Source organism: Amycolatopsis sp. NPDC049868 (assembly GCF_044461365.1).
In the GTDB taxonomy this organism is placed as follows: Bacteria; Actinomycetota; Actinomycetes; order Mycobacteriales; family Pseudonocardiaceae; genus Amycolatopsis.
This window is the reverse complement of record NZ_JBITKV010000010.1, coordinates 246,603-269,115: the sequence shown is the minus strand read 5'-3', so window position 1 is coordinate 269,115 and position 22,513 is coordinate 246,603. Positions and strand designations below refer to the sequence as shown.

Annotated in this window: 23 protein-coding genes and 1 pseudogene; 12 read left to right on the top strand and 12 right to left on the bottom strand. The window is 67.9% G+C overall.

Going from position 1 to position 22,513, the window contains the following annotated elements; genetic code table 11:
* Nucleotides 1-46: 46 nt before the first annotated feature.
* From ACIBTM_RS33905 to ACIBTM_RS33885, 5 genes are read left to right on the top strand one after another with little or no spacing between them, the layout of a single operon-like run.
* Entirely contained in the window at nt 47-1,537 is a 1,491-nt protein-coding gene (locus tag ACIBTM_RS33905) for a FadD3 family acyl-CoA ligase (protein ID WP_395881213.1), read from the top strand.
* Nucleotides 1,534-2,367 (top strand): enoyl-CoA hydratase, encoded by an 834-nt coding sequence (locus ACIBTM_RS33900; protein ID WP_034317229.1) that lies wholly within the window; start codon nt 1,534-1,536, stop codon nt 2,365-2,367. The genes ACIBTM_RS33905 and ACIBTM_RS33900 overlap by 4 nt, the downstream gene beginning before the upstream one ends.
* Nucleotides 2,367-3,500, top strand: coding sequence for an acyl-CoA dehydrogenase family protein (locus tag ACIBTM_RS33895; RefSeq protein ID WP_395881212.1), 1,134 nt, complete (start codon nt 2,367-2,369; stop codon nt 3,498-3,500). Before ACIBTM_RS33900 ends, ACIBTM_RS33895 begins: the two co-directional genes overlap by 1 nt.
* Nucleotides 3,497-4,426, top strand: a complete 930-nt coding sequence (locus tag ACIBTM_RS33890) for an acyl-CoA dehydrogenase family protein (RefSeq protein WP_395881210.1) — start codon at nt 3,497-3,499, stop codon at nt 4,424-4,426. Before ACIBTM_RS33895 ends, ACIBTM_RS33890 begins: the two co-directional genes overlap by 4 nt.
* On the top strand, nt 4,423-5,397 hold the full coding sequence (locus ACIBTM_RS33885) for an acyl-CoA dehydrogenase family protein (RefSeq protein ID WP_395881209.1): 975 nt from the start codon (nt 4,423-4,425) through the stop codon (nt 5,395-5,397). The genes ACIBTM_RS33890 and ACIBTM_RS33885 overlap by 4 nt, the downstream gene beginning before the upstream one ends.
* An 11-nt stretch (nt 5,398-5,408) precedes the next feature.
* Here ACIBTM_RS33885 and ACIBTM_RS33880 read toward each other — a convergent pair whose 3' ends face one another.
* On the bottom strand, nt 5,409-6,320 hold the full coding sequence (locus ACIBTM_RS33880) for an RNA polymerase subunit sigma-70 (protein WP_395881208.1): 912 nt from the start codon (nt 6,318-6,320) through the stop codon (nt 5,409-5,411).
* Between the two features lie 82 nt (nt 6,321-6,402).
* Between ACIBTM_RS33880 and ACIBTM_RS33875 the strand changes: the two genes are divergently transcribed.
* Nucleotides 6,403-6,771, top strand: a complete 369-nt coding sequence (locus ACIBTM_RS33875) for a nuclear transport factor 2 family protein (RefSeq protein ID WP_395881207.1) — start codon at nt 6,403-6,405, stop codon at nt 6,769-6,771.
* Nucleotides 6,772-7,148: 377 nt separating this feature from the next.
* On the opposite strand, the gene ACIBTM_RS33870 is transcribed toward ACIBTM_RS33875, so the two are convergent.
* The 5 genes and pseudogenes from ACIBTM_RS33870 to ACIBTM_RS33850 form a co-directional block, all read right to left on the bottom strand.
* Nucleotides 7,149-8,189 carry a DUF222 domain-containing protein gene (locus ACIBTM_RS33870; RefSeq protein ID WP_395881308.1) on the bottom strand — a complete coding sequence of 347 codons (1,041 nt, stop codon included), beginning with the start codon at nt 8,187-8,189 and terminating at the stop codon, nt 7,149-7,151.
* 259 nt (nt 8,190-8,448) lie between these two features.
* Nucleotides 8,449-8,853, bottom strand: coding sequence for an IS30 family transposase (locus tag ACIBTM_RS33865; RefSeq protein ID WP_395881206.1), 405 nt, complete (start codon nt 8,851-8,853; stop codon nt 8,449-8,451).
* A gap of 215 nt (nt 8,854-9,068) precedes the next feature.
* Nucleotides 9,069-9,254, bottom strand: a pseudogene (locus tag ACIBTM_RS33860) (transposase); the annotation flags it as partial.
* A 113-nt stretch (nt 9,255-9,367) separates the two neighbouring features.
* A complete protein-coding gene (locus tag ACIBTM_RS33855) occupies nt 9,368-10,069 on the bottom strand; it encodes a tyrosine-protein phosphatase (RefSeq protein WP_395881205.1) in 702 nt (233 codons plus the stop codon).
* A 47-nt stretch (nt 10,070-10,116) separates the two neighbouring features.
* Entirely contained in the window at nt 10,117-10,413 is a 297-nt protein-coding gene (locus tag ACIBTM_RS33850) for a DUF6881 domain-containing protein (protein ID WP_395881307.1), read from the bottom strand.
* An 87-nt stretch (nt 10,414-10,500) separates the two neighbouring features.
* On the opposite strand from ACIBTM_RS33850, the gene ACIBTM_RS33845 reads away from it, so the two are divergent.
* Together ACIBTM_RS33845 and ACIBTM_RS33840 are read left to right on the top strand one after the other, a co-directional pair.
* Nucleotides 10,501-11,547, top strand: coding sequence for a fatty acid desaturase family protein (locus ACIBTM_RS33845; protein ID WP_395881204.1), 1,047 nt, complete (start codon nt 10,501-10,503; stop codon nt 11,545-11,547).
* A gap of 31 nt (nt 11,548-11,578) precedes the next feature.
* Nucleotides 11,579-11,929, top strand: coding sequence for a transcriptional regulator (locus ACIBTM_RS33840; RefSeq protein WP_395881203.1), 351 nt, complete (start codon nt 11,579-11,581; stop codon nt 11,927-11,929).
* Here the strand turns inward: ACIBTM_RS33840 and ACIBTM_RS33835 are convergent.
* From ACIBTM_RS33835 to ACIBTM_RS33810, 6 genes are all read right to left on the bottom strand, one after another.
* Nucleotides 11,917-13,080, bottom strand: coding sequence for a S8 family peptidase (locus ACIBTM_RS33835; protein WP_395881202.1), 1,164 nt, complete (start codon nt 13,078-13,080; stop codon nt 11,917-11,919). The two genes, ACIBTM_RS33840 and ACIBTM_RS33835, sit on opposite strands and share 13 nt — an antisense overlap.
* Before the next feature lie 105 nt (nt 13,081-13,185).
* The gene (gene hsaB, locus ACIBTM_RS33830; RefSeq protein WP_125675430.1) at nt 13,186-13,740 is read right to left on the bottom strand and encodes a 3-hydroxy-9,10-secoandrosta-1,3,5(10)-triene-9,17-dione monooxygenase reductase subunit; all 555 of its coding nucleotides are present in this window, start codon (nt 13,738-13,740) and stop codon (nt 13,186-13,188) included.
* Nucleotides 13,737-14,654 (bottom strand): iron-dependent extradiol dioxygenase HsaC, encoded by a 918-nt coding sequence (gene hsaC / locus ACIBTM_RS33825; protein ID WP_395881201.1) that lies wholly within the window; start codon nt 14,652-14,654, stop codon nt 13,737-13,739. Before hsaC ends, hsaB begins: the two co-directional genes overlap by 4 nt.
* Nucleotides 14,654-15,502, bottom strand: coding sequence for a 4,5:9,10-diseco-3-hydroxy-5,9,17-trioxoandrosta-1(10),2-diene-4-oate hydrolase (hsaD, locus tag ACIBTM_RS33820; RefSeq protein WP_395881200.1), 849 nt, complete (start codon nt 15,500-15,502; stop codon nt 14,654-14,656). The genes hsaC and hsaD overlap by 1 nt, the downstream gene beginning before the upstream one ends.
* The gene (gene hsaA / locus ACIBTM_RS33815) at nt 15,502-16,677 is read right to left on the bottom strand and encodes a 3-hydroxy-9,10-secoandrosta-1,3,5(10)-triene-9,17-dione monooxygenase oxygenase subunit (RefSeq protein WP_395881199.1); all 1,176 of its coding nucleotides are present in this window, start codon (nt 16,675-16,677) and stop codon (nt 15,502-15,504) included. Before hsaA ends, hsaD begins: the two co-directional genes overlap by 1 nt.
* Nucleotides 16,678-16,720: 43 nt before the next feature.
* A complete protein-coding gene (locus ACIBTM_RS33810) occupies nt 16,721-18,319 on the bottom strand; it encodes an FAD-binding protein (RefSeq protein ID WP_395881198.1) in 1,599 nt (532 codons plus the stop codon).
* 99 nt (nt 18,320-18,418) lie between these two features.
* Between ACIBTM_RS33810 and kstD the strand changes: the two genes are divergently transcribed.
* The 4 genes from kstD to ACIBTM_RS33790 are packed head-to-tail and all read left to right on the top strand — an operon-like array spanning nt 18,419 to nt 22,504.
* A complete protein-coding gene (kstD, locus tag ACIBTM_RS33805; RefSeq protein WP_395881197.1) occupies nt 18,419-20,089 on the top strand; it encodes a 3-oxosteroid 1-dehydrogenase in 1,671 nt (556 codons plus the stop codon).
* Nucleotides 20,086-21,225, top strand: coding sequence for a Rieske 2Fe-2S domain-containing protein (locus ACIBTM_RS33800; RefSeq protein ID WP_395881196.1), 1,140 nt, complete (start codon nt 20,086-20,088; stop codon nt 21,223-21,225). The genes kstD and ACIBTM_RS33800 overlap by 4 nt, the downstream gene beginning before the upstream one ends.
* Nucleotides 21,222-21,482 carry a hypothetical protein gene (locus ACIBTM_RS33795; protein ID WP_395881195.1) on the top strand — a complete coding sequence of 87 codons (261 nt, stop codon included), beginning with the start codon at nt 21,222-21,224 and terminating at the stop codon, nt 21,480-21,482. The genes ACIBTM_RS33800 and ACIBTM_RS33795 overlap by 4 nt, the downstream gene beginning before the upstream one ends.
* Entirely contained in the window at nt 21,479-22,504 is a 1,026-nt protein-coding gene (locus ACIBTM_RS33790) for a 2Fe-2S iron-sulfur cluster-binding protein (RefSeq protein WP_395881194.1), read from the top strand. Before ACIBTM_RS33795 ends, ACIBTM_RS33790 begins: the two co-directional genes overlap by 4 nt.
* The last annotated feature ends 9 nt before the right edge of the window (nt 22,505-22,513 follow it).

The following is a 22,513-nucleotide window of genomic DNA, read 5'->3' as shown; positions in this document are numbered from 1 at the left end:
CCTGGTGCGTAGGCTACCCTACCAAGCACTTGCTAGGGAGACTTCGATGACTGAAGGAACCATCCCGGCGGCGCTCGACAGGGCCGCGGAGCGCTTCACCGGGCGGGAAGCGCTGGTCGACGGCGAAGTCCGGCTCACCTATGCCGAACTCGCCCGACGGGTACGGCAGGCCGCGCGGTTCTTCGAGGGCCACGAACGGGTCGCGATCTGTTCCCCCAACACCTGGCACTGGGTCGTCGCCGGGCTTGGAGCGCTGTACGCCGGTGCGACACTGATCCCGGTCAACACCCGTTTCACCGCGCGCGAGACCGTCGACGTCCTTGAGCGCGCGAAGGTCTCCGCGCTGGCGATCACCGGCACGTTCCTCGGCACCGACCGGCTGGCGGATCTCGGCTCTTCCCGGCCCGGCACCATATTGCGCATCCCTGTCGAAGGCACCGAGGAACCCGTCGACGGCGTCACGGAATGGGACGCTCTCTCCGGTCTTGACAGTGAGTTCGTCAGTCCTGCACGACCCGGCGACGTCAGCGACATCCTGTTCACCTCCGGGACCACCGGCCGCAGCAAGGGCGCGATGAGCAGCCACCGGCAGGCGCTGAGCGTCGCCGAAGCCTGGGCGGAGTGCGGTGGCTTGACCGAAGAAGACCGGTACCTCGTGATCAACCCGTTCTTTCACAGCTTCGGGTACAAGGCGGGGATCCTCGCGGCGATACTGCGGGGCGCGACCCTGCTGCCGCAGCGCACCTTCGACGTCCGGGAAACCCTGCGCCTCGTCGAAGCCGAGCGCGTCACGGTGCTTCCCGGCGCGCCCACGATCTACCAGGTCCTGCTGGACGCGCCCGAACGCGGGAACCACGACCTGTCCAGCCTGCGGCTCGCCGTCACCGGCGCCGCCACCGTACCGGTCACGCTCGTCGAGCGGATGCGGACCGGCCTGGGAATCGACACGGTGCTCACCGCGTACGGCCTCACCGAAGCGGTGGTGGCCACGATGTCCCGCCCCGAGGACGACGTCGAACTGGTGGCGAACTTCTCCGGCCGCGCGACGGCAGGCTTCGAGGTGAAACTCGGCGAGCACGACGAAGTCCTGCTGCGCGGGCCGAACGTGATGCTCGGCTATCTCGATGATCCGGACGCCACCGCGAAGGCCGTCGACGCCGAAGGCTGGCTGCACACGGGCGATGTCGGCGTGCTGAACGAACGCGGGTATCTGAAGATCGTCGACCGGATCAAGGACATGTACGTCTGCGGTGGGTTCAACGTCTACCCGGCCGAAGTCGAGCAGGTGCTGAGCCGCCTGGCCGGCGTCGCCGAAGCCGCCGTCGTCGGTGTGCCGGACGAACGGCTCGGCGAGGTCGGCAAGGCCTTCATCCAGCTCAGTCCCGAGGCTTCACTGTCCACAGAGGACGTACTTGCCCATTGCGAAGGCCGGTTGGCCAACTACAAGACTCCTCGATTTGTCGACTTCGTGGCGGAGCTTCCGCGAAACCTGTCGGGGAAGGTACTGAAACGCGTGTTGCGGGAGGAGAACGGATGACCGTCGAGTACGAGCGGCGCGGGCCGGTGGCCGTCGTCACGATGAACCGGCCGGAGTACCGGAACGCGCAGAACTCGGCGATGACCTACGCGCTCGACGCCGCGTTCACCCGCGCCGTCGACGATCCCGAGGTCAAGGTGATCGTGCTGGCCGGGGCGGGCAAGCATTTCTCCGCCGGGCACGACATCGGGACACCGGAACGGGACGTGGACGTCTCTTTCGAGCGCAAGGCGGTGCTGTGGTGGGACCACGTCGGCGCCGAGGGCGGTGATCAGCGGTTCGCCCGCGAGTCGGAGGTCTACCTCGGCATGTGCCGCCGGTGGCGCGAGATCCCGAAGCCGACCATCGCGAGTGTGCAGGGCGCGTGCATCGCGGGGGCGCTGATGCTGGCGTGGGTATGCGACATGATCGTCGCCTCCGACGACGCGTTCTTCGCGGACCCCGTGGTGCGTATGGGGATTCCCGGTGTCGAGTACTTCGCGCATCCCTGGGTCCTCGGTCCGCGCGCGGCCAAGGAGGTGCTGTTCACCGGTGAGCGTTTCACCGCACAGCAGGCCAAGGAGTGGGGCATGCTGAACCGGGTCGTCCCGCGCGCCGACCTCGAAACCGAGACGATGGCGCTGGCGGAGAAGATCGCGGTGATGCCGCGGATGGGGCTCGCGCTCGCCAAGAAGGCCGTCAACCAGGCCGAGGATCTGATGGGTCTCCGGTCCGGAATGGACTCCGTGTTCGGGCTGCATCACTTCGCGCACGCGCACAACGCCGAGGTTTCCGGCGGCGACTCGCTGGGCGGGCAGGACGCGCGGTCGATGCGGGACGCGAGTTCGTGATGAACCTCGAACTGGACGAGCGGACACTCGCCTTCCGCGACGAAGCACGTGCCTGGCTCGCCGCGAACGTCCCGGCCGAGCCCTTGAAATCGTTCGACACCGCCGAAGGATTCGCTCAGCACCGCGAGTGGGAGTCCCGGCTGGCCGACGCCCGCTGGTCGGTCGTCTCGTGGCCGCGCGAACTCGGCGGGCGGGACGCGAGCCTCCTGGAGTGGGTGCTGTTCGAGGAGGAGTACTACGCGGCGGGAGCGCCGTCGCGGGTCAACCAGAACGGCATCTTCATGCTCGCGCCGACGTTGTTCTCCCATGGCACGGAGGAACAGCAGGCCCGGATCCTGCCGAAGATGGCGCGTTCGGAGGAGGTCTGGGCGCAGGCGTGGTCGGAACCCGAGGCGGGCAGCGACATCGCCGCCCTCCGGAGCACCGCGACCCGCTGCGACGGCGGCTGGCGGGTCAGCGGGCAGAAGACGTGGAGCTCGCGGGCGGCGTTCGCCGATCGCGCGTTCGGCCTGTTCCGCAGCGACCCGGAATCGGCACGGCACAAGGGCCTCACCTATCTGATGGTGGATCTGCGGTCCGAAGGTGTCACCGTGCGGCCGATCCCCCAACTGGACGGCGAACCGGGGTTCGCCGAGATCTTCTTCGACGACGTCTTCGTCCCCGACGAGGACGTGATCGGCGAGCCGGGCGAAGGCTGGCGGGTCGCGATGACCACGGCGAACAACGAACGCGGCCTTTCCTTGCGCAGCCCCGGCCGGTTCCTCGCCGCCGCCGACCGGCTGGTCTCGCTCTGGCGGGACGCCGGGCGCCCCGCGCACACCGCGGACCGGGTCGCCGACGCGTGGATCGGCGCACGGGCCTACCAGCTGTACACCCTGGGCACGGTCACCCGGCTCTCCGGCGGCGCCGAGCTCGGGCCCGAATCGAGTGTCAACAAGCTGTTCTGGTCACATCTCGACGTCGCGCTCCACGAAACCGCGCTCGACATCCTCGGGCCGGACGCCGAACTGCGGGGCGCCTGGAGCGACGGCTGGCTGTTCTCCCTCGCGGGCCCGATCTACGGCGGGACCGACCAGATCCAGCGGTCCATCGTCGCCGAACGGTTGCTCGGCCTGCCGAAGGGGGCTCGATGAGATTCGCACTCTCCGGCGAGCAGGAGCAGTTCTCCCGCAGCCTGAACGATCTTCTGTCCGGTGTGGACACCGACTCGGCCAACCGCGCCTGGGCGGCGGGCGATCCCGGCCCCGGGCTCAAGATCTGGCGGCGTCTGGCGGAACTCGGCGTGACCGCGCTGGCGGTCCCCGAGAAGTACGACGGGCTCGGCGCCACACCGGTGGATCTGGCCGTCGGCTTCGAACGACTCGGCTACCACTGCGCTCCAGGGCCGTGGACCGACACCGTCGCCGTCCTGCCGTCCTTGCTCGACGACGAACTGCTGACATCGGTCGCGTCCGGTGAGACGCTGGCATCGGTCGCCTATGCGCCACACGTGCCGTACGCCTTGGATTCCGACGTCGCGGACGCTCGTCTCGCCGTCGAGAACGGCAGGCTGCGCGCGTTCACCCCCGGCTCACTTCTGTCCTCTGTGGACAGTTCACGGCGGCTGTTCCCGCCGGTGGCCGGGGACGATCTCGGCACGGCGTTCGACGCGGACCGCGCGTTCGAACTGGGCTGTCTCGCCACCGCCGCGCAACTCCTCGGCGCGGGACGGTGGCTGCTCGACACGTCGGTCGCCTATGCCGCGCAACGCAAGCAGTACGGCCGCGAGATCGGCGGCTATCAGGCGGTCAAGCATCTGCTCGCCGATGTGGCGACCGCGCTCACGCTGGCGGAGCCGCTGCTGTTCGGCGCGGCCGTCACGCTGGACCGGCGGGACGTCTCCGCGGCCAAGGTGGCGTGTGGCGACGCCGCGCACCTCGCCGCCCGGACGGGGCTGCAGGTGCACGGCGCGATCGGCTACACCGCGGAACACGCGCTGGGCCTGCGCCTGACCAGGGTCCGCGCGCTGGTCGGCGCCTGGGGCACGCCACGGTTCCATCGGGAGCGGGTGCTGTCATGACGTTCACCGCCGAGCAGGACGCGCTGCGGGACAGCGTCCGGAAACTGCTGGACCGGGAAGCGGATCCCTGGCCGGAACTGTGCGAACAGATCGGTGTGGCGGCGCTGGCCGTACCCGAGCGGTTCGGCGGGCTCGGCGCCGGGACGGCGGAACTGCAGGTGGTCGCCGAAGAACTGGGCAGGGTCCTCGCCGACGTCCCGTTCCTCGGCTCGGCCGTGCTCGCCGTGCACGCGGTACTGGCCACCGGGAACGATGAAGCCTCCGAGCGTCTGCTCCCCCGCCTCGCCGAAGGCACCGTCGGCGCGGTGGCCTGGACCGACGCCGACGGCCGGTGGGACGACACGCCTGCCTGCCGTGTCGTCGGCTCCGCCGTCGAGGGTGAGGCGCACTATGTCCTCCACGGCGACGAGGCGGAGATCCTCCTGGTCGTCGCCGACGGCTCGCTGTACGAAGTCTCCGATGCCCGGCGGGTGCGGACTCCGGCGATGGACGAATCCCGGCGGCTGGCCCGCGTGAGCTTCGAGCGCGCTCCCGCCCGGCTACTCGGCCCCGTCGACCTCGGCGCGCTGCGAGATGTCGCGTGTGCCGTCCTGGCCGCCGAACAGGCCGGGGCCGCGGCGCGGGCGTTCGAGTTGACGGTGGAGTACAGCAAGCAGCGGCACCAGTTCGGCAGGCCGATCGGCGGTTTCCAGGCGTTGAAGCATCGGATGGCGGATCTTCACGTCCTGGTGGAGACCGCGCGTTCGGCGGCCTACGCGGCTCCGGAGTCGAGCAGGCTGGCGGCGGTGGCGAAGGTGCACTGTTCGGAGGCGCTGGCGACGGTGGCGGGCGAGATGATCCAGCTGCACGGCGGGATCGCGATCACCTGGGAGCATCCGGCGCATCGCTATTTCAAACGGGCGCATGGCGCGGCGCGGTTGTTCGGCTCGCCCGGGGAGCACCTCGGGAGGGTGCGGCCGCCGTTATCGTGACGCCCCTTCGTCTAATCCAGGAACCGGGTGACGGCGCGGATCCGATCGCCATCGAGGGTGAGGACCATCAGTCCGGCGGGGGTCTCGCCGTGGCGGCAGCGGAAGGCGGGCTGGTTGTTCGCCCGTGCCGGCGTCATGGTGAAACGCTCCACGGGAACGGCCATGGTGACACGGAGGAAACCGGCGATCGCTTCGAGTCCGTGGTACTCGTGCGGGGCCGGCGGCATGGCGAGCCAGGCGTCGTCGGTGAGCAGGCTGAGGACGCCGTCGAGGTCGCCCGCGGTGAAAGCGTCGGCGAATCGCCTGGTCAGCTCGCGTTCCTGAGGTGACGGCCGGTGCCCGGCGCGCTCGCGATGCTTGTCGAGGGAGGCGCGGGCGCGCTGAAGGATGCCTTTGACCGCCGTCTCGGTGGTGCCGAGCATGCTCGCGACCTCACCGGCGGGAAAGCACAGGACGTCACGCAGGACGAGCGCGGCGGCTTGTCTCGGCGGGAGGAGCTGGAGGCCGGTGATGAAGGCGAGCTCGATCGCCTCCCGGGTGCCGTAGCGTGCTTCGGGCCCGGGCTCGCTGTCGGCGACGCGCTCGAGGAGCTCGTCCGGGTACGGCTGTAACCAGGTCATCTCGCCGCGACGGCTCGGCTCGGGCGGGTCGAACGGCGGCACCGGCTCCAGAGGGCGACGGCGGCCCGCGTCCCTCAGTGCGTTGAGGCAGCGGTTGGTGGCGATGCGGTACAGCCAGGTGCGGAGCGACGAGCGTCCCTCGAAGCCGTCGAGGCCTCGCCATGCGGCCAAGAGCGTCTCCTGAACGGCGTCCTCGGCGTCGGTGAGGGAGCCGAGGATCCGGTAACAGTGCAGGTGGAGCTCGTGCCGGTACGTCTCGGCGAGCTCGCGAAACGGCTGGTCGTCCGTTGCTCTGGTGCTCACAGGCCGATCCTTTCGCGGCGCACCGTTCCGTTCGGGGCGGGGGTGGTGTCTGACGAGGTGAAGACCGACGAAAGGAACCATCATGACCAGTCCAGCCTTGGCTGTCGCGCTCTCCTACCACCGCGCGTGGACCGGCAAGGACTTCGAAAAGGCGATGACCTACGTCGCCGGCGACATCGTCTGCCACACACCCGGCGGGCCGCTGGCCGGTGCCGAGGCGTTTCGCGGGTTCATGGGCCCGTTCACCGAGATCCTCACCGGGTCGACCCTGCTCTCGGCGTTCGGGGACGAGACGACGGCGTTGCTGATGTACGACACGGCGACCCTGCCGGTGGCGAGCGCGCCCGGGGCCGAGTTGCTGACGGTGCGGGAGGGAAAGATCGTGGAGTTGCGGATCGTGTTCGACCGAGCTCCTTTCGATGCGGCGCGGGAGGCTGCTGCGCGGTCCTAGCTGCCGCGGTCACCTCAGTGGCGCGTGAAGGACTCCTTCCCTCGGCTCAGCGAAGGGAAGGGGGCCTTCACGCGCAGGGTTTCCGGGCGAACGCTCCCTGGGTGTCATCAGGACCCGCCCGCCTCATGGCTCCCACGGGGACAGGCGCCTGGGCGCGCCGGTGTCGCCGCCCGGCGGGTTTCCGGGTGGCCACAACGCACGGTCACCGCAGGGCTCTCAACCGGACGAGCTCTGGGCAGGCCGCGGCGACAGCCCGGAGTACGTCGGGATGGCCACAGGACCTGCCCAGCCCCTTGGCTCCCCGACCGGGCCGGACCTTGGGCGTGCCGGTGTCGCCGCCCGGTGTGTTTCCGGGTGGCTTCAAGGGTGTGTGTGGGTTAGAGGGGTGGGGTGTTGTCGTCCGGTGGTTGGGGTCGTGGGTGGTGGAGTGGTTCGGGGGTGGTGGTGTGGGTGTGGCCGGTGGGGGTGGTGATGGTCATGCCGCCGTTGCCGGTGGGGTCGGTGGTCCAGCCGGGTTCTTCTTTGAGCATGTTGTGGATTTTGCAGGCGGTGTGGCAGTTGTGGTGGTCGGTGTTGCCGTGGGATGCCCAGGTGGTGATGTGGTCGATCTCGGAGAACGCGGCGGGGCGGTGGCAGCCGGGGTGGGTGCATTCTTGGTCGCGGGCTGTGATGAGTCGGGCGAGTGAGGCTGGTGGCCGGTAGGTGCCGGGGCTGGCTTCGAGGAGTTGGCCGGTGGCGGGGTCGGTGATCAGCCGGGACCAGGTCGAGGTGGGGTCGGTGGCGATCTCCCGGGTGAGCCAGCCGGGGATGGGTCCGTAGCCTGCCAGGGTGGCGGGGTCTTCACGGGCGCCGGTCAGGGTGAGCAGGTCGACGTAGACGTGGATGTGCGCGCGAGGGGTGCCGTGCCCGTCCTCGGCCAGGAGCCGTTCGGCGAAAATGTCCGCACGGTGCTGATCCAGCGTGCGGGACTTGTCGGAGTGGCGGCGGGCCTTGGCCGCGCGGGACAGCGAGGCGTACACCGAACTCGCCACTTCGGCGGGAAGATAGCCAGACAGCTTCGACATGGTCTCGTCTTCGTGTTCCAGCGAGACATGCCGCAGCGCGCGTTTCCGCTCGGCGCGTTCACGGTAGCCGTCGGGGTCGAATTTCTGCACCGCGTGATCCACCGATTTCCGGATCGCCGTGGGATCACGGTCGGCGAGCCGTTTGGTCATGAACGCGTCCACCAGTGCGGCGACCTCGTCGGAGACCTCACGGGTCAACTGGCTGACCTTCGACGCCTTGTACAGATCGATGTCACCCTTCTCCAGCGCCGCCAACGTGTTCGGCAACCGCGCCACCAAAGCACACGAGGTCTCGACCAGTAGATACGCCTGATTACGAGAGACCGAGAAGGCCAAAGCGACCTCCTCGGTCACCGATCTTCGCGAGCCACCCACCGCGGCGAACCCGGCTATCGAATGCACCTGCCGCCCCTGCGCACGACGAAGCACCACCTCTTCGTCGTACGCGGCATCGAGAAGACGAGCGGCTTTCGGATTGAAAGCAAGAGACTGGGTCATAACCATGATCATACTCGAACGTAAGTTCGATCACCACTGAATCCGCGGGGGTGGTTTCAACTGGTGAGTGCACCACTTCTAGTCTGGCAACACTTTGCTGAACGCTTCGATCGGCTTAAGCCAGCCCAGCGTCTGCCCGTGGCCGGTCGTCGAGTTCGTCTGCGATGGCATCGAGTTCGTCCTGTGAATACCCGGATAGGTCGGTTCCTTTGGGAAGGTACTGGCGCAGCAATCCATTGGTGTTCTCGTTGCTGCCGCGTTGCCAGGGCGAGCGCGGATCACAAAAATACACCGGCATGCCGGTGGTCATGGTGAACTTCCTGTGGCCGCCCATCTCGCCACCCTGGTCCCAGGTGACGCTGTTCTTGACAACGTCAGGCAAGGTGTTCATCTTGGCGGCCAGCCGAGGGGCCACATTCTCGGCCATGCGATCATGAGGAATACGCACCAGCATGACAAAACGAGTGCGCCGTTCGACCAAGGTCGCGATCTGCGACTGATTGTTCGCGCCGACGATCAAATCGCCTTCCGGAAGCCCGGCACGGCACGATCCTCGACCACCTCCGCCCGCAACGTCCCTTCGCCTGTACGAACAACGCCTGATAAATCGCTTCATGTGACACCCAGCGAGAATGATCCATCGGATGGTCGAGCCGCAACCTGTACGCGATCTGCATCGGCGACCACTTCTTCCGCAGCCCCTCAAGTGGTTTCAACTGGGTGACTGCACCGCCTCTAGTCTAGTAACACTTTGCTGAACGCTTCGATCGGCTTAAGCCAGCCCAGCGTCTGCCGCGGCCGGTCGTCGAGTTCGCCCTGTGAATACCCGGATAGGTCGGTTCCTTTGGGAAGCTACTGGCACAGCTATCCATTGGTGTTCTCGCTGCTGCCGCGTTACCAGGGCGAGCGCGGATCACAAAAACACCGGCATGCCCGTGCCAGGCACGGTGTTCATCGGCCGGCATCACACAGCGCCGTATGCCACTTCCTCTCGCCGACAGGCGCCGACGGTTCATTCCCCTCGAATCGGTTCTTCAGCTGGCCAGGCGGGCACGCAGGACGTCGAGTTCGGTCTCGGACAGGCCGTTGCCCAGGAGGAAGTCGGGCATCGTCAACGACGTGATCGTCGAGGTCAGCGATGCTTCTATGGTGGTGTTCCTGGTGGCGAGCAGCTCGGTCACCGCGGCCAGTTGGTCACGGGCACCGAGTTCGTCGTACCGCGGTTTCATTCGGTCGTAGGTCAGCAGGTAGTCGGCGATGATCTCTTCCGGAGAGGCTCCGGCCAGTCTGAGCAACACCAGGGCAAGGAGTCCCGTCCTGTCCTTGCCGCCGGCGCAGTGGAACACCACGCAGCCTGGAGCGGCATGGGCGATCGCCCGCACGGCGGCGACCACCGGCTCGGGGTGTTCGGCGAGCATCGCCGGGAAGTACAGCGGCGAGGACAAGTGGTCGATGTTCTTCCAGTGCTCGTAGAAGGGGGTACCGATCGGGTCGAGCGGGGCATGCACGGTCGTGATCCCCGCCGGTCTAGGCGCACGGTCCGGCTCGCGCTCGTCGGAATCGCGCAGATCGACCACCGTGCGGACCCCGTAGGCCCAGGCCGTCGCCCACCCGGCCTCGCTCAAGCGTGTCGGCGCCTCCATCCGGACGACCGCCCCCGGCCTGACTCGCCCCAACCCGCTCAAGTCGCGGACATTGACACACCCATCCCAGGAAAGCTCTCTGTCACCGGTCATGGTCATAAGACGCGTCACGCCTGCTCTCGGTTGACACACTCGCTGGTTCATTGCCCACCGAGCGCCCGCCTCCACACCCGCTCGAACTCCTCACCACCGATCCTCGACGCCACGAACTCCCGCTGCGCGTTGATCTCGGCAAGAGGCGGAACAGGGATCTCTCCCAAACCTGTGCCGCCGACCTCGCGCTCCTCGTCGGCCCAACCGAGCCTGCCGTCGCGGAATCGCTCCACTTTCCGGCGCTCATAGCCGTCGAGGCCGACCTCGCTGAGGATCTCCACAGGCTCCTCGGCGAATTCGTGCACCCACACGACCCGCAGGTACCACAGCCGCGCCCTGACCATCACGACCCCAGGGTAGGGCCAACCCCCGCACCAACCCACCGGCGCACCGCATTCACCCCGGCCCCGCCCGGAACCAGACTCACAACGGTGACCGCAAACCTCCGCACAGGCAGCGATTTCGCCCGCCTGTCCCGCCGCGTCAGCGAAGCGGGCCTCCTCGACCGCCGCCCCGGCTACTACGTCTTCCGCATCGGCCTGGTCGCCACCCTCTTCGTCGGCGGCTGGATCGCCTTCTTCGCGATCGGGGATTCCTGGTGGCAACTGGCGATCGCCGTGTTCCAGGCGGTGATGTTCGGCCAGATCGCCTTGCTGTCTCACGATCTCGCGCACCGCCAGGTGTTCCGCACCCGCCGTCCGAGCGAGATCGCCGGCCGGATCGCGGGCAATCTCGGTGTCGGCATGAGTTACGGCTGGTGGATGGACAAGCACACCCGCCATCACGCGAACCCGAATCACGAGGATCTCGACCCCGACGTCGATCCGGACATCCTCGTGTGGTCGAAGGACCAGGCGCGCGCCAGCAAGGGACTTCCGCGGTTCATCGGCCGCTACCAGGCGTTCCTGTTCTTCCCGTTGCTCACCCTCGAAGGCCTGAACCTGCACTTCTCCGGTATCCGCGCGGTGTGGAAGCCGGGCCTGCGACGGCGCGGGCTCGAAGCGGCCCTGCTACTGACGCATTTCGCGCTCTACTTCAGCGCGCTGTTCGTGGTCCTCTCGCCAGGCAAGGCACTCGTCTTCTTCATCGTCCACAAAGCACTGTGGGGTGTCTACATGGGATCGATCTTCGCGCCCAACCACAAGGGGATGCCGATCCTGTCCGGCGACACCGAGCTCGACTTCCTGCGCAAGCAGGTGCTCACGTCCCGCAACGTCCGCGGTGGCCGGGTCGTCGACGTCGCGCTCGGCGGGCTCAACTACCAGATCGAGCACCACCTGTTCCCGAGCATGCCTTCACCGCATCTTCGCCGTGCCCGGCCCATCGTCCAAGAGTACTGCGCGGAAATCGGCGTCCCGTATCACGAGACCGGCCTCATCGAGTCGTACTCGCTCGCGTTGCGGAGTCTGCACGAAGCGGGTGAGCCGATCCGACTTTCGTCGGGTTCACCGGCTGAGACGCCCACCGGACGCCGTTGACACTCCAGATACGGCTTCTTACGTTCAGTGCATGTCGCCCCCGAAGATCTTCCCCGGCGCCACCCTGCATCCAGAACCGTTCCCGCGGGCCCTGCGCGCGGCGATCACGGCCAGCGGGCTCCCGCTGGACCGGATCCGCCATCGTCTCGAACTCCGCGGCGTCTCCATCAGCGTGCCGACGCTGAGCCACTGGCAGTCCGGCAGACGGAGACCGGAACGCCCGGAATCGCTCCGGGCGCTCGCCGAACTCGAACAACTGTTGTCCTTGCCGCCGTTGGCCTTGCGCTCCTTGCTCGGCCCGCCCCGGCCCCGCGGACGAAAGAGCTCGGTCCCGGCGCAACGCCGGGACCGAGCCACCACCGAGGGAACCTACCCGACGTAGAGCGTGCGGTTCGGGCTACCGCTACCGGGGTTGGTGACCTTCCCCGGAGTCGAAGCGCTGATCAGCGCCTGAGCGACCTGCGCCGCGGTGGCGCCGGTGTGCGAAGACAAGTACAGCGCGGCGGCACCGGCCACATGCGGCGCGGCGAACGAGGTGCCGTTACCGGTGTAGGTCGCGGTGTCGCTGTCCTTCCAGGCCGAGGTGATCGAGACGCCGGGCGCGAACAGGTCGATCACCGAGCCGTAGTTGGAGAAGGAAGCGCGGCGGTCGGTGCGGTCCGCCGCGGCGACCGTGAGCGCCTCGGTGACCCGGGCCGGCGAGGTGTTCGCGGCGTTCACGTTGGAATTACCGGCGGCGATCGCCCAGGTGATACCCGCCTTGATGGAGTTCCGCACCGCGGTATCGAGCGCAGTCGACGCGCCGCCGCCGAGGCTGGCGTTGGCCACGGCGGGCTTCGTGGCGTTCTTGGTGATCCAGTCGACGCCCGAGATCACGCCCGCGGTCGTGCCGCTTCCGTCGGAACCGAGCACGCGCACCGGATACAGCGAAGCGCCCTTGGCGACACCGTATTTCGCACCGGCGATCGTGGCCGCGACATGGGTACCGTGACCGTAACCGTCGTCCGCGTTCGTGTCATTGTCGACGAAGTCGTAACCCTGCTTCACCCGGCCGCCGAAATCGGTATGCGTGGCACGGATCCCGGTGTCGAGAACGTAGACGTTCACATTCGAAGCGGTCGTCGAGTAGTTGTACTTGCTGTCGAGCGGAAGATTGCGCTGATCGATGCGGTCGAGCCCCCACGACGGCGGATTAGTCTGCGTCGCCTCGGCGCGCAGGACCTTGTTCTGTTCCACGAAGGCGACCGCCGGATCGGCCGCGAGGCGTTTGGCCTGCCGTTCCTTCAGCGCCACCGAGAAACCGCTGATGCCCTGCGTGTACTGCCGTCCGATGGCGCCCCCGAACTTGCTTGCCAGCGAAGGCTTGTCGGCGGTCGACCCGTCCTTGAGCACGACGATGTAGCTGTCGGCGACGGTGCCTTCCGCGCCTGCGCCGACGATCGCACCCTCGGCCGCCTGTGCCGGCGTCACGCCTGCCAAGACCGTGACGACGGCGGCCGCCAATCCGATTCCGGTCAGTCTGCGAGAATTCACGTTGCTGTCCCCATTCCTTGGTGAGCTTCCGCCGAAAACGCTAAGCGGAAGCCACGGGAAAGGACAGCTTTACATTTTTTCAGTTTTACATTTTTACAGTTCCAGTTAAAGCCAATCGTCCGGACGCGGCCACGGCATGAGCGCGGCGAGCGCGTCCGTCACCGGTTCGGTCACCGTGTACCGCCCGCGATGGAACAGCAGCGGCCGATCGTCCGAAGGTTCCCCGAGCGCGGTGACCCGGCCGACGACGACGTAGTGGTCCCCCGCCTCGTGCACGGCTTCGAGCGTGCAGTCGATCCACGTCAAAGCCCCGGTCAGCAAAGGAGATCCGGACGGGGCGGGCGTCCAGTCGACCGACGCGAACTTGTCCGCGCCCCGCGCCCCGAACACCGCGCTGACGTCTTGCTGGTCTTCCGCGAGCACATTGACGGCGAACCGGCCGGACTCGGCGAGCACCGCCCACGTCCGGGAAGTCTTGGCAGGACAGAAAAGCACCAGCGGAGGATCCAGCGAAAGCGCCGCGAACGACTGGCAGGCGAAGCCCACCGGCGCCGTGCCGTCGTGCCCGGTCACCACCGCGACGCCCGTGCAGAAATGCCCGAGCACCGTGCGGAACCGCGCCGGATCGATGTCCGCGCCGAGGTCCGTCACCGGGGTCACGACTGCCCTGATACTCGATGTGCGCCGACTGAAAAGTCGTGTCCCCACAACGAAACCGCCGTACTTTCTCGGGCGATCCAGCTCTCGTCGTCCACCTGACGCCCCTCGCAGCCGTATTCGACATCGAAGCCGCCGGGGGTCTTCATGTAGAACGAGAGCATCAGATCGTTGACGTGCCGCCCGAGGGTCGCCGACATCGGCACCTTCCGGCGGATGGCCCGATCGAGGCAGAGACCGACGTCGTCGGTGTTCTCCACTTCAACCATGAGGTGCACGATGCCGCTCGGTGTCGGCATCGGCAGGAACGCGAGACTGTGGTGACGCGGGTTGCAGCCGAAGAACCGCAGCCAAGCCGGTGCGCCGTCGGCGGGCCTGCCGACCATCTGCGGCGGCAGCTTCATCGAGTCCCGCAGCCGGAATCCGAGCACGTCACGGTAGAAGCGCAGGGAAGCCTCATCGTCGTGTGTGGACAGGACGACGTGCCCGAGCCCCTGCTCGCCGGTCACGAACTTGTGCCCGTAGGGGCTCACCACCCGCCGATGCTGCAGCGCGACCCCGTGGAACACTTCGAGCGTGTTACCGGAAGGGTCCTCAAAGGACACCAGGCCGTCGACCCGGCGATCGGCCAGCTGATCCGGTGTACCTTCCTTGTACGGCACCGAATGCGCGTCGAGCGACGCCCGGATCTCGTCGAGTTCGCCGGCGTTGGCGACCTCCCAGCCCGCGACGGCGAGCCTGTCGCGCTCGCCGGGGAACACCACCAGCCGCGCCGGGAAATCGTCCATGCGCAGGTAGAGCGCTTCCGGATTCGTGCCGGAACCCTCGACCATGCCGAGGACCTTCAGCCCGTACTCACGCCACGCGGCCATGTCGGTGGCTTCGATACGCAGGTAAGCGAGCGAACGGATACCCATCAGGAGGCTCCCAGGAAGTCGAGTGCCAGCCGGTTGAATTCGTCGAACTTCTCCAGCTGCGCCCAGTGCCCGCAGCCGCCGAACACGTGCAGCTGGGCCCGCGGGATCGTCTTGAGCGCGAGCAGCGCGCCGTCGAGCGGGTTGACCCGGTCTTCCCGCCCCCAGATCAGGAGCACACGTTGGCGCAGGCGATGTGCCTCGCGCCACAACATGCCCTCTTCATAGGTGTCGGGCTGGGCGAACGACTTCCCCATCGCCTTCATCGCGGCGAGGGACTCGGGCGCGCTCGCGGCGGCGAACCGCTCGTCGATCAGTTCGTCGGTGATCAGCGACTGGTCGTGCACCATGATCCGCAGGAAGGCTTCGAGCTTTTCGCGGCTCGGCCCCGGCGGGGCACTGAACCGGCCGAGGTTCTTGATGCCCTCGGTCGGATCCGGCGCGAACAGGTTCACGCTCAGGCCGCCCGGCCCCATCAGGACCAGGCGCCCGGCCCGCTTCGGATGGTTGAGCGCGAGCCGCACGGACGTCCCGCCGCCGAGCGAGTTCCCGACGAAATGCGCCCGCTCGATACCGAGTTCGTCCATCAGCCCGACCACGGCGTCCGCGCTGTGCCGGAAGTACTGCGGATGCTCGGTCGGTTTGTCCGACCGGCCGAACCCGGGCTGGTCGATGGCCAGCGTCCGGTAGTTCTTGCCAAATACCGGCAGGTTCCGGCCGAAGTTGCTCCACGCCGACGCGCCGGGCCCGCCGCCGTGCAGCAGGATCACCGTCTCCGGATGTTCCGCGCCCGCCTCGTGGTAGTGCAGCTTGAGTCCACCTTGGACGGTGACGTACTTGCCTTCGGTCATCAGACCATCGCATTCTCGACGGGCAGCCCGAAGGCGCCGGTTCCGAACATGACGTAGGCGCGCTCGGCGTCGTTCGCCGCGTGCACCCGGCCGGCGTGGGCGTCGCGCCAGAACCGCTGGATCGGGGTTCCGGCCTGCAGCGCACGACCGCCGGAGTTCTCGAAAAGCCTGTCGATCGCGAAGATCGCGCGTTCCGTGCCGCGGACCTGGTCGCGGCGGACCCGCAGCCGCGTCGGGAACGGGAGCTTCTCCCCCTTGCACGCCAGCTGGTACAGCTCGTCGATGTTGTGCGTCAGCTGGAGCCAGGCCGCGTCGATCTCGCTGGCCGCCTCCGCGATCCGCACCTTCGCGAACGGGTCCTCTTTGGACTGTTCGCCCGCGTACGCCGCACGGACCCGCTTGCCCTGGTACTCGACGTGCGCGTCGTACGCGCCCTGCGCCATCCCGATGATCGGCGCGGTGATCGTGCTCGGATGCACCGAACCGTACGGCAGCTTGTACAGCGGTCCGGGGTTGATCTCCTGCCCGGGCGTCTTGCACTTCGACGTCGCGATGAAGCTGAGCGCGCGGTGCTTCGGGACGAACACGTCGTTCACGATGATGTCGTTGGACCCGGTGCCACGCAGGCCCACGGTGTCCCAGACGTCTTCGATCGTGTAGTCGGAGATCGGCACCAGATAGGTGCAGAAGTCGACGGGTTTCCCGTCCTTGAACGTCGGACCGCCCAGCAGCACCCAGGTCGCGTGGTCGCAGCCGGAGGAGAAACTCCAGCGCCCGCTGAGCCGGTAGCCGCCGTCGACGACGTCCGCCTTGCCCATCGGCGCGTACGACGAGGAGATCCGGACGTCGGGGTCGTCACCCCAGACGTCCTGCTGCGCCTGCGCCTCGAACAGGCCGAGGTGCCACGGGTGGACGCCGAGGATGGAGGCGACCCAGCCGGTGGACCCGCACGCGCTCGCGACGAGTTTGACCGCGGTGTAGAAGCTCACCGGGTCGACTTCGATGCCGCCGAACGTCTTCGGCTGCAGCATTTTGAAGAACCCGGTCTCCTGCAGGGATTTGACGGACTCCTCGGGAACGCGCCTGGCGTCCTCCGCCTCCTGCGCCCGTTCCCGCAGGACCGGCAGCAGCTCCCGGATCCCCGCGATCACGTCCTGCGCGGCGTGCTCGCTCATATGCGTTCCCTCTCTCGCCATACTCCGTGAACCGGATCCAAGACTAGAACACGTTCTCGTTTTTGTCGACCGATCCCCGGTCGAGCGCACTGTGCAGTCCGGCACGCCGACCGGAAAACACACAGTCGGCCAGCGACAGACCGCTCACATAGGACCTAGAACAGATTCCCACCGCGGTCCGGCCCGCCGCGTACAGACCACGAATCGGGACACCCGCCCCGGACCGGACCGCGCCGGTCTCCTCGTCCACGACCAGACCGCCCAGCGTCAGCATCGGGCACGGGTAGCCGAGATTCGGCTTGATCGAGACGTCGATCAGCGAATACGGCGCCCGGTCCAGCGGCCGCGCGAACTCCGCGGGTTTGCCCGCCGGATCCGCACCGGAACGCGCGGCCTCGACACTGGCGGCCAGCCCGCCCGGATCCACGCCCGCCTTGCGCGCGACCTCGTCCAGCGACCCGGCGACGACCCGTTGCCGCAGGAGATAGCGCACCTGAAGCCCTTGGAACCATTGGCTTTGCCCGCGTGCGTCCCGTTTGACCTCTTGGACGATGGCGTCGTCGACCAGCAGCCAGCCGCGTCCGCCGTGCTCGGCGATCATGCGTTCGCCGACGGCGGCGCCGTACCGGGATTCGTCGATGATCCGGCCGCCCGTCTCGTCCACAAGGAGGCCGCCGAGGAACGCCGACGGCGGGGTGATGAACCGCCAGGCGGAGATCCGCCCGAGTTCGGCGGTGGCCCCGCCCGCTTCGACACCCATCCGGATGCCGGATCCGTCGTCGGCGGAGGTCCCGAGCGCCAGCCCGCCCCGGTACGCGGGCGCGTGCTCGCGCACCATCTCGCGGTTCGCGATGAATCCGCCCGCCGCGAGAACAACCCCGCGAGTGGCGGAAATCCGCAGCTCACGACCGTATCGGCGTTCGATCCGCTCCACCCGCCGGTGCAACGACTTCCGCAGCGACGGCACGTAGATCCCCGGTTTCGCGGCATACGCGGACAGCTTCCGATGCGTGGCCCGCACGCGAGCGGGAGCGTCCCGCAAGGTGGACACCACGACGCCGGTCACGGTCCCGTCGGCGTCCACGATCAGGCTCCGTGCCGCCGTCTGCGGCAGCACCTGGATCCCGCGGTTCCGGACGGCGTCGGCCAGGCGTTTCATCAGCAGTTTCCCGGAGGTGCCGGGCCCCTTGACACGATGCCCGCGCGGCGCCGGCTTGGCCGCGTCGCGGAAGCCGCCCGCCGCCTCGCTGCCCGAGTAATACAGATAGTGCTTGTCGCTCGGATAGGAGGTCTTGTAGGGACAGAGGCTGCCCTCGAAAGGGACACCTTCGCCTTCCAGCCAGGAGATCATCTCCGTACTGCCCGCGCAGAACCGCCGCAGGGTCTCCTCGGAGACGACGTCGCCGACCTCGAGCCGCAGGTAGTCGTACATCGCGTCGACGCTGTCGTCGACACCCGCGTCCCGCTGCTGCGCCGTCCCGCCACCGGCGTAGACGACACCGCCGCTGACCGCGCTCGCGCCACCACCGGAGAACCGGTCCAGCACGAGCACCCGGGCACCGGCGTCGGCCGCTTCGATCGCCGCGCAGGCGCCCGCCGCACCGAAACCCACGATCACCACATCCGCGACGAGGGAGTCCATGGCCCCACCCTAGAACTAGAACACGTTCTCGTCTATGGTGACTGGAGCAGCACGGATGCTGCTACCTGCTTCCTACAACGTGTTTCAGGTGAGGGGCGTATGGAGTACGACGTGATCGTGGCGGGCACGGGTGCCGCCGGGATGACCGCCGCACTGTCCGCAGCCCACCGGGGACTCTCGGTCCTGGTCGTGGAGAAGGCCGCCCACTTCGGCGGCTCCACCGCACGCTCCGGCGGCGGCGTCTGGATCCCCGGCAACCACGCGCTGCGCGCCGCCGGGATCTCCGAACCCCCGGAGCGGGCGCGCGAATACCTCGAAGCGATCGTCGGTGACGTGGTCCCCGCCGAACTCCGGTCGGCCTTCCTCGACCGCGGCCCCGAGGTCCTGTCCTTCGTCTGCGACAAGACGCCGTTGCGCTTCCGCTGGGTCCGCGGCTACTCCGACTACCACCCGGAGGCCCCCGGCGGGCGCGCCGGCGGACGATCGGTCGAACCGGTCGCGTTCGACGGCAACCTGCTCGGCCCGGAACTGGCGAATCTGGAGCCGCCGTACAGCGCTCCCCCGCTGGGCGCGCCGATCACCCAGGCGGACTACCGGTGGCTGAGCCTGCTCGCCCGGCATCCGCGCGGCATCCTCCGCGTGCTGAGCCTCGGCGGCCGCTGGCTCGCGGGCCGGATCCGCCGTCAGCGGCTGCTGTCCATGGGGCAAGCGCTTGCGGCCGGGCTGCGCGAGGGGCTCCGGCGGGCGGAAGTCCCCGTCTGGCTGAACACACCCCTGGTGGATCTGGAGATCGAAGGCGACCGGGTGACCGGCGTAGTCGTACGCCACGAGGGTGAGGACAAGACGATCCGCGCGCGGCTCGGGGTCGTCCTCGGCGCGGGCGGGTTCGAGCGCAACGAAGAGATGCGGGTCAAGTATCAGCGGGCGCCCATCGGTACGGAGTGGACCGTCGGCGCGGAAGCCAACACCGGCGACGCCATCGACGCCGGGCTCAAACTCGGCGCGGCCGTCGATCTGATGGACGACGCCTGGTGGGGTCCGTCCATCCCGCTCACCGGCGGCCCGTGGTTCGCGCTCGCCGAGCGGTCACGGCCGGGCTGCCTGATGGTCAACGCGCGGGGCGAGCGCTTCGTCAACGAGTCGGCGCCCTACGTCGAGGCCGTGCACGCAATGTACGGCGACGGGGACGGGCCCGGTGAGAACATCCCGACCTGGCTGGTGTTCGACCAGCGCAACCGCAACCGGTACATGTTCACCGGCCTCGGGCCCCGCCAGCCGCTGCCCGGCCGCTGGTTCAAAGCGGGCATCGCGGTCAAAGCGAGCACCATCGCGAAACTCGCCGAGCGGATCGAGGTCCCGGCCGACGCGCTGGAGAACACCGTGCGCCGGTTCAACGGCTTCGCGAAAAGCGGCGTGGACGAGGACTTCCACCGCGGGCGCAGCGCGTACGACCACTACTACGGCGACCCGCGGAACAAACCCAACCCGAGCCTGGGCCCGCTGGACGTCGCGCCGTACTACGCGGTGAAGATCGTGCCCGGCGACCTGGGCACCAAGGGCGGATTGAGGATCGACCCGCACGCGCGCGTCCTGCGCGAGGACGGGTCGGTGATCGACGGGCTTTACGCGGCGGGCAACACGAGCGCGGCGGTGATGGGCCGCACCTACGCGGGCCCCGGCGCGACGATCGGCCCGGCGATGGTGTTCGGCTACCTTGCGGCCGAGCACCTCGCGCAGCAAGATCACACCAAAGCGGGAGGCAGCCGATGACGACGGAATCCGTACGGCAGATCGACGCGGGCGCACCCCCTGCGCGGTTCGCGCGCGGCTGGCACTGTCTCGGCCTCGCCGAGTCGTTCCGCGACGGGAAACCGCACGCCATCACCGCGTTCGGGACGAAACTGGTGGTCTTCGCCGATTCGTCCGGCAAGCTGAACGTACTCGACGGGTACTGCCGTCACATGGGCGGCGACCTCACCCAGGGCGAGGTCAAGGGCGACGAGATCGCCTGCCCGTTCCACGACTGGCGCTGGAACGGCAACGGCAAATGCGTGTCGATCCCCTACGCCAAACGGGTTCCGCTGCGGGCGCGGACGAAGTCGTGGCAGGTGCTGGAGGAGAACAAGCAACTGTTCGTCTGGCACGACCCGGAGGGCAACCCACCGCCGGAAGGCGTCGTCATCCCCCGGATCGAAGGCATCTTCACCGGCGAGTGGAGCAACTGGACCTGGGACTCGGTGCTCATCGAGGGCTCCAACTGCCGCGAGATCATCGACAACATGGTCGACATGGCGCACTTCTTCTACATCCACTACGCCTTCCCGACCTACTTCAAGAACGTGTTCGAAGGTCATATCGCCACGCAGTACCTGAACACGAAGGGCCGCCCGGACAAGGGCATGGCGTCGAACTACGGCGGCGAGGAGAACCTGCTGCGGTCCGAGGCGTCGTACTTCGGCCCGTCGTACATGATCAACACACTGCTCAACACCTACCAGGGTTTCGAGATCGAGAACGTGCTGATCAACTGCCACTACCCGGTCACCGAGAACTCGTTCGTGCTGCAGTGGGGCGTGAGCGTGAAGAAGTTCGAGGGCGTCTCGGACGAGCACGCGGACAAGATCGCCGGGAAGTTCGCCAAGGGTATCGGCGTCGGTTTCCTGCAAGACGTCGAGATCTGGCGTAACAAGACCCGGATCGACAACCCGTTGCTGTGCGAGGAGGACGGGCCGGTGTACCAGCTGCGCCGCTGGTACGACCAGTTCTATGTGGACGCCGCCGACGTCACCGAGGACATGACGCGGCGGTTCGAGTTCGAAGTGGACACCAGCCGCGCCAACGAGGTCTGGGCGGCGGAGGTGGCCGAGAACCTGGCACGGCAGCAGGCGGAAGAGGCCGGGGTGTGAAGCCCGAGACCGTCGAATTCCTCACCGCCGGGCTGCGGCCGCTGAACTGCCGCTCGTGTGGGACGTGCGTGCTGGTCAAGAAGAACAGCATGCAGCACACCAGCATCCAATGGACGAGTGACGCGTCCCGGAGCTGCCCGGTGTTCGCCGAGCAGAAGGCTTCCGGGGCGCAGACCGCGTTGCTCGACACCTGCGGCAATCTCAGCGAAAGCATCGACGCCGCGTTGAAGGACGGCCTGCTGGAGGTGCCCGAATGAGCGGTCCCGTCACCGTGACCGTGGCCGAGGTGATCACCGAGACGGCCGACGCGCGCTCGATCGTGTTCGAGATCCCGGCCGAGCACGCCTCCGTTTTCGCTTACGCCCCAGGGCAGTTCCTCACCGTACGGGTGCCGAGCGAGCGGACCGGGTCGGTGGCCCGTTGCTACTCGCTCTCCAGCGCGCCGCACGAGGATCGGGTGCAGGTCACCGTCAAGCGCACCGCCGACGGCTACGGGTCGAACTGGCTGTGCGACAACCTCCAGGCCGGGCAGGAGGTCCAAGTCCTCCCACCGGCCGGGGTGTTCAGCCCCGCGTCGCTCGACGAGGATTTCCTGCTGCTCGCGGGCGGCAGCGGTATCACGCCGGTGATGTCGATCCTCAAATCCGCGCTGGAGCGCGGCACCGGCAAGGTGGTGCTCCTGTACGCGAACCGCGACGAACGGTCGGTGATCTTCGCGCGCGAACTGGCGGACCTCGCCGCGAAACACGCGGACCGGCTGGTCGTCACGCACTGGCTGGAGAGCCTGCAGGGGCTGCCGGCCGAGGCGCATCTGCGCGCACTGGTGGCGCCGTACACCGCGTACGAGGCGTTCATCTGCGGCCCTGGGCCGTTCATGGACGCGGCGCGCACGGTGCTCAAGGAGCTCGGGCTGCCGCGCAAGCGGATCCACCTGGAGCGGTTCCTGTCGCTGGGCGGGAACCCGTTCGAGGTGGCCGAGCCCGTCGCCGTCGAAGAGGCCGAGACCCCGGCGTCGGTCGAAGTCACCCTCGACGGCGAGACCAGGAACCTCGCGTGGCCGCGCCGGACGAAACTGCTGGACCTGTTGCTGGAAAAGGGTTTCGACGCGCCGTACTCGTGCCGCGAGGGCCAGTGCAGCGCGTGCGCCTGCCGGATCACCTCCGGCGAGGTGAAGATGCTGAACAACGAGGTCCTCGACGGCGACGACATCGCCGAAGGCATCGTGCTGGCATGCCAGTCCCTGCCGCTGACCGACGAGGTCACCGTCACCTACGAGTAGGAGTTCCCC